This is a genomic window from Pseudonocardia sp. ICBG601, from assembly GCF_020496245.1.
The window spans coordinates 741,158-754,966 of record NZ_JAHLJA010000148.1 but is presented as its reverse complement, the minus strand read 5'-3'; the positions used below and the strand labels follow the sequence as shown (position 1 = coordinate 754,966).

Genomic DNA, 13,809 nt, shown 5'->3' with positions numbered 1-13,809 from the left:
ACGGCCACCGACCCGAGGAGCTCACCGTGCCGAACGAACTCTTCCCGCTCGACCCGACCACCACCGTGCCGCCGGGCCGCCCGGAGGAGCACCGCACCGGCGAGCCGGCTCCGGCCTCGACACTCTCCGCGGCGATGCGGACCAGCCTGGACCGCTCCGGCGGCGCCGTCGGGATCCTCCTCGCCGCCACGCCCGCCGTCGCCTTCGTGGCCGCCGACGCTGCGGGTGGTCTGACCTGGGCGTTCATCGCGCTCGCCGTCGCCGCGCCGGTGACGTTCGGGGTGCGCCTGGCCCGCCGGGAGTCCCTGCGTGCCGCCGTCGTCGGTCTGGCGGTGGCCGGCGTGGGCGCCGCCGTCGCCGCGTTCTCCGGGGAGGCCCGGGCGTTCTTCCTGCTCCCCACCCTGATCCCGGCCGCGCTCGGCGTGCTGTTCCTCGGCTCGGTCCTCGTCCGCCGCCCGGTGACCGGGACCCTGTTCAACCGGCTGGTCGGCGGCCCCGAGGACTGGCGCGGGCACCCCCGGCTGATGCGCGTCTACACCGTCAGCACGCTGGCCGGCGTCGTGCTCCACGCACTCAACCTCACCCTGCGCGCCGTGGCCTACCTCGCGGACCAGCCCGCCGTCCTGGCCGCGCTCGGCGTCGCCGCCGTACCGGCCTTCGCCGCACTCGCCGCGGGCACCCTCGTCGCCGCCCGCCGCGCGATCGGCCCCCGCGTCGCCACCGCCGTCGCCACCGCCGCCTGACCACCGCCCGACCTCGAACACCGCACCCACCAGGGAGACATCATGTCCAGCACCCGCGACATCACCATCGGCGACCTCACCGGCCGGCTCGCCGTCGTCACCGGCGCCAGCGACGGCATCGGGCTCGGCATCGCCACCCGGCTCGCCGCCGCAGGAGCCGAGATCGTGCTGCCCGTCCGCAACCGGCGCAAGGGCGAGGCCGCGGTCGACGCGATCCGCACGCAGGCCCCCGGCGCGACCGTGTCCCTGCGCGAGGTCGACCTGTCGTCCCTCGGCTCCGTCGCCGCGCTCGGCGCCACGCTGCGGGGCGAGGGCCGCCCGATCCACATCCTGGTCAACAACGCCGGCGTCATGACCCCGCCCCGGCGGGTGACGACGGTGGACGGGTTCGAGCTGCAGTTCGGCACCAACCACCTCGGTCACGTCGCCCTCGTCGCGCACCTGCTGCCCCTGCTGCGTGCGGGCCGGGCACGGGTGACCTCCCAGCTCAGCGTCGCCGCCCGCCGCGGACGGATCGCCTGGGACGACCTGCAGGCGCAGGTCGGCTACGGCAACGGGATGGCCGCGTACGCCCAGTCGAAGGTGGCGTTCGGGCTGTTCGCCCTCGAGCTCGACCGCCGCAGCCGCGCCGGGCACTGGGGCATCACCAGCAACGTGTCCCACCCCGGGATCGCCCCGACCAGCCTGCTCGCCGCGCGTGCCGAGGTCGGTCGCGAGCAGCCCGCGCGGGGCCGACGGGTGATCGGCGCGCTCTCGGCCCGCGGCATCCTCGTCGGGACCGCTCAGAGCGCCGGGCTGCCCGCGCTGTACGCCGCGACCTCCCCGGACGCGCACGGTGGGCGGTTCTACGGGCCCGACGGGTTCGGGGGTCTGGGTGGTGCGCCCGCCGAGCTGAGCCTCTACCGGCCCCTGCGCAGCACCGACGACGCCGAGCGCATCTGGCGGGTCTCGCAGGAGCTCACCGGGGTCTCGTTCGACGGTGGTGACACCGTCGCGAGCGAGGACACGGTCGTCCTGCGCCGCCACGTCGGGTGAGGACGGGGGAGTCCGGCCCGGCGTCCGCGTACTGCGCCACCTCGTCGTCTGTGCGTGAGCACCGGACGACGGCGCCGGCTCCTCAATCCTGGGTACAACGGGTGCCGACCCGCAACGCGTCCGTCCGGCCGAACGACAGTCCCGCCAGACGGACACACGGAGGGCGACCAGTGGCGATCTCGATGATGCGGGCGGCGCGGCTGACCCGGGAGAACCGGACCAGGGCCCGACAGCTCGCGGACAGACACCGGCGACTCGTCACCGACGTCGAGATCGAGCGTGACGCCCACGGTCTTCGGCGGATGAACCTCTACTACACGACCCTCGTGCCGTTCTGCGTCGCCTTCCTCCGACTGAAGAACGTCGACCTCGGCGTCCTCGAGGAGATCACCCTCCCGAGTCCGACGACGTTCTCGCCCGCTGAATCCGCCGGTCCGACCCGGACGACGGCGGCGGTACACGGACTCGCTGCGACTGTCGGAGGAGCGGTACTGGGCGCCGGAGCAGGGTCCGCGGCCTTCGCCGGGGTGGGTGCCTTCGCGGCGGCATCGACCGGAACCCCGATCTCGTCGCTCGCCGGTGCCGCTGCCACCAACGCGACCCTCGCGTGGCTGGGGGGCGGTTCGCTCGCCACCGGTGGTGGGGGCGTCGCCGCCGGATCAGCAGTGCTGACGGGAGTCACCGCCACCCCCGTACTCGTCGTCGGGGCCGCGTTCATCGAGTGGAAGGGACGTCGGGACCTCCGCGACCAACGCGAGGTCGAGGAGCAGCTGTCGACCCGGGAATCGGCGATGGCGGCCGACGAGCAGCGGTACGCGGAGATCATCGAAGGGAGCCGCCGGTTGCGCATGGTCCTCTCGGAGCTGCAGGACCAGATCGCGGGCAGGCTCGACGAGTTCGTGTCGTCGGTGCAGCGGAACGACGACTTCACCTCCTACTCCACCGAGGAGCAGACGGCGGTGATGACGATCGTCCGACTGGTCTCCACCGCATCGCGGACCATGTCGGCACGGCTGACGGACGACACGGGTTCGGTCAGCTACGACTCCGTTCGGATCATCGACCGGGCCCGGGAGGTCCTCGACGCCGTACGGACCACGGGCGGCGACACGACGGCCATGGGGTCGGCGGCGTGAGCGAGCAGCGGAAGCCGCGGACCGACGACGCAGGACGTGACGCGATGTGGCAGGCGGTGGTCGATACGATCACCCGCAGGGCAAGAGCCCACACCCTGGAGGCGTTCTCCACGCGCGACGAGGCCGCCGCCCTGGCTGTCAGGTTCGACGGTCACCGCGTCGAACATCGCGCCGGCCATCTCTTCGAGCTGTGGCACAAGCACAGCTTCAACACCGACGCCATCACGAAGAACGCGACCGCACGTGCACGTGTCACCGCGTCCGACGGCGAGCCGACTGCCGCCGCAGATCTGCGCATTCTCGACGGCGGGCGCGTCGTAGGCGAGGTCCAGGCCAAGCTGTACGGACGCGCGTCCGCTGCCGCCCGTGCGCTGGCGCACCCCCGGTACACGGGGATGCAGCGCCTCGTCGCGGCGGACAAGCGCGAGCAGGTCGAGAATCTCCTCGACAAGGCGCTGCGGCGCGACGCCGACGGCATCTATCAGGACGACTACTCGGACACGCGTGCCCACCTGGCGGAGATCGTGTCGCACGGCGATGTCACGAGCACCCCGGTCGACACGGGAGACGTCCACCGCGCCGCGGAGAACATCGCCCGCTGGGGCGACGGACTGGCGCTCCGAGCGGCGGGGCGGGAGATCGTTTCGGCTGCGGCCGCCGGCGCGGCAGTGAACGGAGGTCTGGCCGGGGCGACGGCGGCGGTCCGTGAGGTCGCCCGCGTGCGTTCCGGTGAGACGACAGCCGTCGGGGCCGCCTGTTCTGCAGCCGGTGCCGCCGCCAGGGCCGCGGCCCGAGCTGGCCTCCTCTCAGGTCTGGGTGCCGGCGCGAAGGTCGCCATGACGGCGCTGAAAGCCCCCGCCCCGGTTGTCGCGAACGGTCTACCGGGAGCCGTCGCATCGGCGGTCTTCGGTGTCGCCGACGCGGCGGTCGCATTCGCGTGCGGCGACATCGACCGTGGGGAGTTCGCCGCCACCACCGGGGAGGTCACCTTCCAGGCCGGGATGGCGTGGGCAGGCGGAGCAGTGGGCCAGGCGGTGTTCCCTGTCCCGGTTCTGGGAGCTCTCGTCGGAGGCTTCGTCGGCCAGGTGTCCGCCACGGTGGTCGCACAAGGCATTCAGATGGCGATGGAGGTGCTCCGTTCGCAGGGACAGAGTGACTCGACGCTGTCGCTGCTCGACGCCGAGGCGGATGCGGCCGTGGAGATGGCGCTTCTCCTGAGCGAGGCCGAGCGGGCGCTGGGAGCCGAGAACTCCGCTCGCATCGGTGTCGCCGTCGTTCCTCAGCTCGAGCATGCTCTGAGGCTGGGAATCGCAGCAGGCCCGCAGACTGGCGTCGCAGAGCTGCTCGGTATCGCCCGTCGTACCGACGGCGAGTCACTGTTCGAGCAGATCGACGACTTCGGCCCGTGGATGGCGGACCCGACGACATCGTTGTCCCTGTCCACCGTCTAGAACAGGCCGACCACCGCGTGCTCACCTCGTCCTGACCGCCACAGCGGAGAGCTGACGTCGGCGGTCGGAGCGACCGGCGTTCACACCGGTCGGAACTGTGGAGACAAGGGGAATCGAACCCCTAACCCCCGCCTTGCAAAGGCGGTGCTCTGCCAATTGAGCTATGTCCCCTGGTGGGTCCCGATCACGGTACCCCGGGAGGCGGGGTCAGCGGGTGGTGGCCTCGTGCCACAGGTCGTCGGACCCGACGCCGCGGAAGCGGGACCAGCCGAAGTACGCAGCACCGGCGGCGACGGCCAGCACGAACAGCTTCTTCATCGGAGGTCTCCTCGCGAGTGACTGTCGGAGGGGGAAGGTGTGGGCCTAGCTGGATTTGAACCAGCGACCTCATCGTTATCAGCGATGCGCTCTAACCAACTGAGCTATAGGCCCGTGCAACAGGAGAAACACTACCGCACGGGGTCGAGCGGGTTACGAGGGGGTCCCCCTCCGCCCGGCCCCGTGCGGGGTGCGCGACGACGCTCCGGTCAGTCCCGCTCGGAGAGCGTGACCTCGATGCCGCCGACCAGGTCGGCGGCCACGTTGTAGACGAACGCGACCACGGTGATGGCCACCGCGAACAGCAGGCTGTTCACCGCGCCGACGACGGCGGCGAGCCCGAAGACCCGGCCGACGCTGATCAGCGAGCCCCCGGTCTCTTGCTGCGAGGTGACCAGGTCGGCGTAGGTGCCGTTGAGCCGGTCCCAGACGCCCATCCCGCCGAGCACGCCGTAGAGGACGCCCGCGGCGACCATCCACACCAGCCACAGCACGACAGCCAGCGCCAGGGCCATCTTCAGCACCGACCACGGGTCGAGCCGCTTGAGCTGCAGCAGCGCCTGGCGCGGGGGCCGGTTGCGGACCGACGCGCGCGGCGTGTCCGCCGGGGCCGTGCCGTTCTCGCGCTGCTCCGGGTCGCGGACGGCGGTCGTCGCGCCGGCCGCACCGGCGCCGGGGGCGGTCATGAACGCGGTCGGGGCCTCGCTCAGCAGCGAGTCCGCGACCGAGCCGCCGTCGCGGTCGTCGTGGGTGTCGGGTACCCGGCGCCACGGGGGCGGCGAGGCCGCAGCCGGGTCGGCCGCGGGCTCGGCGTCGTCGCGCGGGCCGGGGACGTGGTCGGCCGGGGCCGCCGCCGTCGTCGACGGGTCGTGGTCGGCGTCGGTGGCGACGGTGCGGGCCTCGTCCTGCGACGGGGTGCGGTCGTCGGTGCTCACGAGTGGGAGCTCTCCTCGCTGGTCGTCGCTCGGTACTGCTCCGGTCCCACGGCGTGTACCGGGTGGCCGGCCCTGCGGACCGGCCACCCGACGTGCACTACGCCTGCTGGCCCGGGTCCTCCTCGGTCTCCTCCGCGTTGCGGGCGACGGCCAGCAGCGTGGAGCTCTCGCCCAGGTTCATCAGGCGGACTCCCTTCGTCTGCCGGCCGGCCTTCCGCACCTCGCGGGCGGAGGTCCGGATGACCCCGCCGGTGGAGGTGATCGCGTACAGCTCGTCGTCGATACCGACGATGAGCGCACCGACCAGCGTGCCACGCCGACGGTCGTACTGGAGGGTCAACACTCCCTTCCCGCCACGGCCCTGAACGGGGTAGTCCTCGATCGGGGTGCGCTTCGCGTAGCCACCGGTGGTGGCGACGAGCAGGTAGGTGTCGGAGCGGATCACGCCGAGGGCCAGCAGCTTGTCGCCCTCGTTGAACCGCATCCCGAGCACGCCGGAGGTGGCGCGGCCCATCGGGCGCAGCGCGTCGTCGGACGCGGTGAACCGGATGGACTGGCCCTCGGCGGACACGAGGAGCAGATCGTCATCACCCGAACAGAGGACGGCGCCGACCAGCTCGTCGTCGTCGCGCAGGTTGATGCCGATGAGGCCGCCGGCCCGGTTGGAGTCGAAGTCGGTCAGGCGCGACTTCTTCACCAGGCCGTTGCGGGTGGCCAGGACCAGGTACGGCCGTGCCGAGTAGTCCTTGATCTGCATGACCTGGGCGATCTCCTCCTCCGGCTGCAGGGCCAGGAGGTTCGCCAGGTGCTGGCCGCGCGCGGTGCGGTTCGCCTCGGGCAGCTCGTAGGCCTTGAGCCGGTAGACCCGCCCGCGGTTGGTGAAGAACAGCATCCAGTCGTGCGTGGAGCACACGAAGAAGTGGTTGACGATGTCGTCCTGCTTCAGCTGCGCCCCCTGCACGCCCTTCCCGCCGCGCTTCTGGGCGCGGTACAGGTCGGTCTTCGTGCGCTTGGCGTAGCCGGTGCGGGTGATCGTGACGACGACGTCCTCGACCGCGATCAGGTCCTCGTCGGTGACGTCGCCGTCGTAGCCGACGATCCGGGTGCGACGGTCGTCGCCGTGGGCCTCGACCAGCTCGGCGAGCTCGTCGCGGACGATCTCCCGCTGACGCTCCGGACGGGCCAGGATGTCCTGGTAGTCCGCGATCTCGCGCTCGATCTCGGCGAGCTCGTCGATGATCTTCTGGCGCTCCAGCGCGGCGAGGCGCCGCAGCTGCATGTCCAGGATCGCCTGGGCCTGGATGTCGTCGACGTCGAGCAGGTCGATCAGGCCGGCCCGGGCGACGTCGACCGTGGCCGACGCCCGGATCAGGGCGATGACCTCGTCGAGCGCGTCCAGCGCCTTGACCAGACCACGCAGGATGTGGGCCCGCTCCTCGGCCTTGCGGAGCCGGTAGCGGGTCCGCCGGACGATGACCTCGATCTGGTGCCGCACGTAGTGCCGCACGATCTGGTCGAGGCGCAGCGTGCGCGGGACGCCGTCGACGATCGACAGCATGTTCGCGCCGAAGCTGTGCTGCAGCTGCGTGTGCTTGTAGAGGTTGTTCAGCACGACCTTGGCGACCGCGTCGCGCTTGAGCGTGACGACGATCCGCATGCCGATGCGGTCCGAGGACTCGTCGACGATCTCGGAGATCCCGGCGATCCTGCCGTCGCGGACCATGCCCGCGATCGACTCGATCAGGTTGTCCGGGTTGACCATGTAGGGCAGCTCGGTGACCACCAGGGTGGTGCGGCCCTTGGCGTCCTCCTCGACCTCGACGACGGCCCGCATCCGGATCGAGCCGCGCCCGGTCCGGTAGGCGGACTCGATGCCGTCGCGCCCGACGATGAGGCCGTGGGTCGGGAAGTCCGGCCCCTTGATGCGCTCCATGAGCGCTTCGAGCAGCTCGTCGTCGGTGGCGTCGGGGTTCTCCAGGCACCAGGCGACGCCGGCGCCGACCTCGCGCAGGTTGTGCGGCGGGATGTTCGTCGCCATGCCGACCGCGATGCCGGAGCTGCCGTTGATGAGCAGGTTCGGTACCCGCGACGGCAGGACGACCGGTTCCTGGGTCTTGCCGTCGTAGTTGTCCAGGAAGTCGACGGTCTCCTCGTCGATGTCCTGGAGCATCGCCATCGCCAGCGGCGAGAGCCGGCACTCGGTGTACCGCATGGCCGCGGCCGGGTCGTTGCCGCGCGAGCCGAAGTTGCCCTGCCCTTGGATCAGCGGGTAGCGCATCGACCAGGGCTGGGCCAGCCGCACGAGGGCGTCGTAGATCGCCGAGTCGCCGTGCGGGTGGTAGTTGCCCATGACGTCGCCGACGACGCGGGCGCACTTGACCGGGGCGCGGTCGGGCCGGAAGCCGTTCTCCCCCATCGAGTAGAGGACGCGGCGGTGGACCGGCTTGAGACCGTCCTCCACCAGCGGCAGCGCCCGCCCGACGATCACGCTCATCGCGTAGTCGATGTACGAGCGCTGCATCTCCTGCTGGATGTCGACCGGTTCGACCCGGCCCCCACCCTCTCCGCCGCCTGCCGCGGGGGCGGCGGGGTCGATCGTGTCCGTCACGAAGTCTCCTCGTGCGTGTTCATACGTGCGTCTGGATCAGATGTGTGGATCAGACGTCCAGGAAGCGCACGTCCTTGGCGTTGCGGGTGATGAAGGACCGGCGGGACTCGACGTCCTCACCCATCAGCACCGAGAACAGCTCGTCGGCGGTGGCGGCGTCGTCCAGGCTCACCTGCAGCAGCAGCCGGTTCGTCGGGTCCATCGTGGTCTCCCACAGTTCCTTGGCATCCATCTCGCCGAGACCCTTGTAGCGCTGCACGCCCTGGTCCTTGGGGAGCTTCTTGCCCGCGGCCCGACCGGCCTCGATCAGGCCGTCGCGCTCGCGGTCGGAGTAGGCGTACTCCGGCTCGGCCCCGCGACCGGACCACTTGAGCTTGTACAGCGGCGGCTGCGCCAGGAACACGTGCCCGTTCTCGATCAGCGGGCGCATGAAGCGGAACAGCAGCGTGAGCAGCAGCGTCCGGATGTGCTGGCCGTCGACGTCGGCGTCGGCCATCAGTACCAGCTTGTGGTACCGCAGCTTGGCCAGGTCGAAGTCGTCGTGGATGCCGGTGCCCATCGCGGTGATGATCGACTGGACCTCGGTGTTCTTGAGGACGCGGTCGATCCGGGCCTTCTCGACGTTGATGATCTTGCCGCGGATCGGCAGGATCGCCTGGTGCATCGAGTCGCGGCCGGCCTTCGCCGAGCCGCCCGCGGAGTCACCCTCGACGATGTAGAGCTCGCAGCTCTCCGGGTCGCGCGAGCGGCAGTCCGACAGCTTGCCGGGCAGACCGCCGATGTCGCCGGCGCTCTTGCGGCGCACGAGCTCGCGGGCGCGGCGTGCGGCCAGGCGGGCCTGGGCCGAGGAGACCGCCTTGGTGACGATCGTCTTCGCCTCGGTGGGGTTGCGCTCGAACCAGTCGGCGAGCCACTCGTTCGACACGCGCTGGACGAACGACTTGACCTCGGTGTTGCCGAGCTTGGTCTTGGTCTGGCCCTCGAACTGCGGCTCGGAGACCTTGACCGAGACGATCGCGGCGAGGCCCTCGCGGATGTCGTCCCCGGACAGCGCCGGGTCCTTCTCCTTGATGAGCTTCTTGTCGCGCGCGTACTTGTTGACCGTCGCGGTCAGCGCGTGGCGGAAGCCCTCCTCGTGGGTGCCGCCCTCGTGCGTGTTGATCGTGTTCGCGAAGGTGTAGACCGACTCGGAGTAGCCCGAGTTCCACTGCATCGCGACCTCGACCTGGTGGCCCGGGCCCTCGCCGGTGTAGCTGACGATCTTGCGGTGGATCGGGTCCTTCGACTTGTTCAGGTGCGCGACGAAGTCCTCCAGCCCGTTCGGGTAGTGGAAGACGTACTCCTTGGGCTTGGCCACGTAGCCCTCGGCGTCGGGCTCGGAGTCCGCGTCGATCTCCGGGACGGGCGCCTCGATCGGGTTGCCGTCCTCGTCGACCGCGTCCGACGACGGGACGCCCGCCGGCTTCTCCGGCCGCCGCTCGTCGCGCAGGACCATGGTGAGGCCCTTGTTCAGGAACGTCTGCTCCTGCAGCCGGCGACGGATCGTCTCCAGCGTGTAGCTGGTCGTCTCGAAGATCTTCGGGTCGGCCCAGTAGGTGATCGTGGTGCCGGTGTCGGCCTTCTTCGTGGTGCCGGCCTCGACGAGCTCGCCGGGCACGGCGTACTCGTAGTGCTGGCGCCAGATCTGGCCGTCGCGGCGGACCTCGACGTCGAGCGCGGTGGACAGCGCGTTCACGACCGAGACGCCGACACCGTGCAGACCACCGGACACGGCGTAGGACTTGTCGTCGAACTTGCCGCCGGCGTGCAGGCTGGTGAGGACGACCTCGAGGGTCGGCTTCTTCTCCACCGGGTGCATCTCGACGGGGATGCCGCGACCGTCGTCCTCGACGCGGATGCCGCCGTCGGACTGCAGGGTCACGACGACCTTCGTGGCGTGACCGGCCATCGCCTCGTCGACCGAGTTGTCCACCACCTCCCAGATCAGGTGGTGCAGGCCCCGCTCACCGGTCGAGCCGATGTACATGCCGGGCCGCTTGCGGACCGCCTCCAGGCCCTTGAGGACCGTGATGGACGACGCGCCGTAGGCGTTGTTCGCTGCCTTGTCGGAAGCCACGGGTAGCTGCTTCTCCTCGCCACGTGAACCGCCCGCGCGACGCGCGCACCACCGGTGCGACGACGACGGAGCGGTTCCACCGACCGGGCGCTCTGGTCATGTCTTGGGGAGCCACCCGGGAAACACCTGTCGATCCTACCCGTCGGGACCGACGGAAAGGCGGGAAGGACCCACCCAGAAGCGCCACAGACGGGCGAACGGCGTCCGGTGCGGGATCGGACGTGCCCCTGCGGGGCCGAGCGGACCGGCGGCCGTGTCATCCCGCGCTCACCGCCGACGAGAGCGGCGCGTGCGCCCCCGCGCAGCTCCCCACCCGATCCGGGCCCCCACACGCGTCCGTGGCGCCGTGACGCGTCCGCAACGTGAGCGGCCCGGTTCGCACCGCCCGGTCGGCGGTCGATGTCCGGGCGGAACGGGGGCTCAGCCGTAGGTGTCGCGGGGGCCGCGGCCGCGGACGTGCCGGGGACCGTGCCGCCAGCTCGGCCCGCTCGGCCCGACGACCCGGATCCGGCGCACGACGTCCGGCCCGACCGCGGCGGCGAGCCGGGTCAGCAGCTGACGCTGCAGGGTCCGCAGCTGGGTGGCCCACGCCGTCGACTCGGCCTGCAGGGTCAGCTCGCCGTCGCGCAGCGAGACCGGTGTGCAGTGGTCGGCGACGTCCGGCCCGACCAGCTGCGGCCACCGGCCGAGCACGGTCGCGTCGGTCAGCCGGTTCGACCAGCCGCGGTCCACCGACACCCGCGACACCAGACGTCCGAACGGCTGCGGGTCCCGGTCGTCGGGCCCCGCCCCCGACCAGCGACGGCGGCGCCCCCGCCCGGAGACCACGCGCAGCTTGGGCCGGTCGGCCTGGGCCCGCTCCTCGGCCTTGCGGGCCGACGCCTCACGGGCCGCGCGCAACGCCTCGCGCGCGAGGTCGGCCCCGCGCAGGTTCGCGCGGTCGCCGGCGAGCAGGTCGCCCTGCTCCCCCGGGACGCCGCCGCCCGGTACGTCCCCGCCCGTGACCGCGTCGTGACCGGGTTCGGTGTCGCGTCCGTCCCCAGGCGCCGCGCCGTCGGTGCCCGGTCCCCGGCGTCCTGTCCTCCGGTTTCCGGTTCCGGAACGGCGTCCGTCCCCCGGCGCTCCTGAGTTATCCACAGTATCCACAGCCTTGTCCCCAGAATGCCGTGACACGTTCGAGACCTGCCGGGGTGATCACGCGGGCACCTCGCCGTCGCGGCTCACCGTCCGGTCGCCGACGGCGAACCGGACCCCGTCGAGCTCCGCGGGCACGTCCTCGGCCACCGCGGCGGTCACCAGGACCTGCTCCGCGTCGGCCACCAGCCCGGTCAGCGCGCGGCGGCGGGCCGAGTCCAGCTCGGCGAAGACGTCGTCCAGCACGAGGACCGGCTCGACGTCGTCGGCGTGCAGCAGGCGGTAGGACGCCAGCCGCAGCGCCAGCGCGAACGCCCATGACTCGCCGTGGCTGGCGTAGCCCTTCGCCGGTCCCTCGCCCAGGGCGAGGTCCAGCTCGTCGCGGTGCGGGCCGACCAGGCAGACCCCGCGTTCGACCTCCTGGGACCGCACTTCGGCCAGCCGGTCGAGCAGCAGCGTCTCCAGGTCCCCGGTCGACGACGGCAGCTCCGCGACCCCCGCCGTCCCGAGGCTGGACCGGTAGTCCAGGCCGATCGGGTCCGACGACGGCGCGATCGCCGCGAACGCCTCGCGGGCGTAGGGCGCCAGCGCGACGACGAGCTCGCGCCGCCCGGCCAGCAGCGCCGCGCCGGTACGGGCGAGGTGCCCGTCCCAGACCTCCAGCGTCGCCAGGTCGTCGGGCAGCTCCGGGTCCGCGGCCACCGGCGCCCGGGACCGGCCGCGGGCCCCGCGCAGTGCCGGCTTCGCGGACTTCAGCAGGGCCGAGCGCTGGCGCAGGACCTTGTCGTAGTCGGCGCGGACGCCGGCGTAGCGCGGGAACCGCGCGACGAGCAGCTCGTCGAGGAAACGCCGGCGCTCCGACGGGTCGCCCCGCACGAGCGCCAGGTCCTCCGGCGCGAACAGCACGCTGCGCAGGATCCCCAGGATGTCGCGCGGCCGCGAGACCGGTGAGCGGTTGACCCGCGCCCGGTTCTGCTTCCCGTTGTTGATCTCCAGCTCGACGCCGAGCTTCCGGCCGTGGTGGTGCACCTCGCCGCGGACGACGGCCTGCTCGGCCCCGCGCCGGATCAGCGGCGCGTCGGAGGAGACCCGGTGCGAGCCGAGGGTGGCGAGGTAGCCGATCCCCTCGACCAGGTTGGTCTTGCCGACGCCGTTGGACCCGACCAGCACGGTCACGCCGGGGTCGAGCTCCAGCTCGGCCTCCGGCCAGGACCGGAAGTCGGTGACCGAGAACCGCCTGAGGTACACCGCCTGGTCACCCTTCCCGTCCGGCTCGGCGCCGGGTCACTGCTGCGTCGAACCGCCGCCGGACGACGGTCCCGCCTTGTCGCCCGGGGCACCGGCCGGCCCGGACTTCTTCACCGCGTGCCCGCCGAACTGCTGGCGCAGCGCGGCGACGGCCTTCATCGCGGGCGACTCGGCCTGCCGGGAGGAGAACCGGGCGAACAGCGCCGCGGAGATGACCGGCAGCGGCACCGCGTGCGCGATGGCCTCCTCGATCGTCCAGCGACCCTCGCCGGAGTCGTCCACCCAGCCCTCGAGCTGGTCGAGACGGGGGTCCTCCTTGAGCGCGTCGACCAGCAGGTCGAGCAGCCAGGAGCGGACGACGGTGCCGCGCGACCAGGCCTGGATCACCCCGGGCACGTCGGTGATCAGCTCGCTGGCCTCCATCAGCTCGAAGCCCTCGGCGTAGGCCTGCATGAGGCCGTACTCGATGCCGTTGTGGACCATCTTCGCGAAGTGGCCCGCGCCCACCGGCCCGGCGTGCGCGAACCCCTCCTCGCGCGCGCCCTCGGGGCGCAGCGCGTCGAAGATCGGCATGGCGCGCTCGATGTGCCCGGGCTCGCCGCCCGCCATCAGGCCGTAGCCGTTGTCCTTGCCCCAGATCCCGCCGGAGACGCCGCAGTCGACGTAGCCGATGCCGTGCGCGTCGAGCAGCGCGGCGTTGGGCTGGTCGTCGGTGTAGCGGGAGTTGCCGCCGTCGATGACCAGGTCACCGGGCTCCAGCGTGGTCGCCAGCGTGGCGACGGTGTTCCGGGTCGGCTCGCCGGAGGGCACCATGACCCACACGACGCGCGGCGCGGCCAGCGCACCCGCGAGCTCCGCGAGCGAGGCCACGTCGCTGACCTCCGGGCGGGGGTCGTAGCCGACCACCTCGTGCCCGGCGGCCCGCAGCCGCTCCCGCATGTTGCCGCCCATGCGGCCGAGTCCGATCATGCCGATCTGCACGGCAGTGGCCCCCTTCGCGTCCGTGCCGCCGGCATGCCCCGCAGGGCACCGGTGGCCCTCGTCGATCACACCGGGGACGAGTCTTCCCCCTCGCCGGGACGCCC

Annotated in this window: 11 protein-coding genes and 2 tRNA genes; 4 read left to right on the top strand and 9 right to left on the bottom strand. The window is 72.0% G+C overall.

The window, feature by feature from the left end; translation table 11 throughout:
• Positions 1–26 precede the first annotated feature (26 nt).
• The 4 genes from KPL57_RS32735 to KPL57_RS32720 are packed head-to-tail and all read left to right on the top strand — an operon-like array spanning position 27 to position 4,365.
• Positions 27–743, top strand: a complete 717-nt coding sequence (locus tag KPL57_RS32735) for a DUF3159 domain-containing protein (RefSeq protein WP_226354470.1) — start codon at positions 27–29, stop codon at positions 741–743.
• 42 nt (positions 744–785) lie between these two features.
• Positions 786–1,778, top strand: coding sequence for an SDR family oxidoreductase (locus tag KPL57_RS32730; RefSeq protein ID WP_226354469.1), 993 nt, complete (start codon positions 786–788; stop codon positions 1,776–1,778).
• A 50-nt stretch (positions 1,779–1,828) separates the two neighbouring features.
• A complete protein-coding gene (locus tag KPL57_RS32725) occupies positions 1,829–2,914 on the top strand; it encodes a hypothetical protein (RefSeq protein ID WP_226354468.1) in 1,086 nt (361 codons plus the stop codon).
• A complete protein-coding gene (locus KPL57_RS32720; RefSeq protein WP_226354467.1) occupies positions 2,911–4,365 on the top strand; it encodes a hypothetical protein in 1,455 nt (484 codons plus the stop codon). The genes KPL57_RS32725 and KPL57_RS32720 overlap by 4 nt, the downstream gene beginning before the upstream one ends.
• Positions 4,366–4,463: 98 nt before the next feature.
• On the opposite strand, the gene KPL57_RS32715 is transcribed toward KPL57_RS32720, so the two are convergent.
• The 9 genes from KPL57_RS32715 to gnd form a co-directional block, all read right to left on the bottom strand.
• Positions 4,464–4,536: transfer RNA gene (locus KPL57_RS32715), tRNA-Ala, on the bottom strand.
• A gap of 36 nt (positions 4,537–4,572) precedes the next feature.
• Complete coding sequence (locus KPL57_RS32710; protein WP_208820446.1) at positions 4,573–4,683, bottom strand: DLW-39 family protein; 111 nt, start codon at positions 4,681–4,683, stop codon at positions 4,573–4,575.
• A gap of 40 nt (positions 4,684–4,723) precedes the next feature.
• Positions 4,724–4,797: transfer RNA gene (locus KPL57_RS32705), tRNA-Ile, on the bottom strand.
• 95 nt (positions 4,798–4,892) lie between these two features.
• Entirely contained in the window at positions 4,893–5,618 is a 726-nt protein-coding gene (locus tag KPL57_RS70500; protein WP_226354466.1) for a DUF3566 domain-containing protein, read from the bottom strand.
• 97 nt (positions 5,619–5,715) lie between these two features.
• Positions 5,716–8,226 (bottom strand): DNA gyrase subunit A, encoded by a 2,511-nt coding sequence (gyrA, locus tag KPL57_RS32695; protein WP_226354465.1) that lies wholly within the window; start codon positions 8,224–8,226, stop codon positions 5,716–5,718.
• 49 nt (positions 8,227–8,275) lie between these two features.
• Positions 8,276–10,342, bottom strand: coding sequence for a DNA topoisomerase (ATP-hydrolyzing) subunit B (gyrB, locus tag KPL57_RS32690; RefSeq protein WP_226354464.1), 2,067 nt, complete (start codon positions 10,340–10,342; stop codon positions 8,276–8,278).
• A 420-nt stretch (positions 10,343–10,762) separates the two neighbouring features.
• The gene (locus tag KPL57_RS32685) at positions 10,763–11,479 is read right to left on the bottom strand and encodes a DciA family protein (RefSeq protein ID WP_308253064.1); all 717 of its coding nucleotides are present in this window, start codon (positions 11,477–11,479) and stop codon (positions 10,763–10,765) included.
• Positions 11,480–11,536: 57 nt separating this feature from the next.
• Positions 11,537–12,724 carry a DNA replication/repair protein RecF gene (gene recF, locus KPL57_RS32680; protein ID WP_226354463.1) on the bottom strand — a complete coding sequence of 396 codons (1,188 nt, stop codon included), beginning with the start codon at positions 12,722–12,724 and terminating at the stop codon, positions 11,537–11,539.
• A gap of 36 nt (positions 12,725–12,760) precedes the next feature.
• The gene (gene gnd, locus KPL57_RS32675; RefSeq protein WP_226354462.1) at positions 12,761–13,705 is read right to left on the bottom strand and encodes a phosphogluconate dehydrogenase (NAD(+)-dependent, decarboxylating); all 945 of its coding nucleotides are present in this window, start codon (positions 13,703–13,705) and stop codon (positions 12,761–12,763) included.
• Between the last annotated feature and the right edge of the window lie 104 nt (positions 13,706–13,809).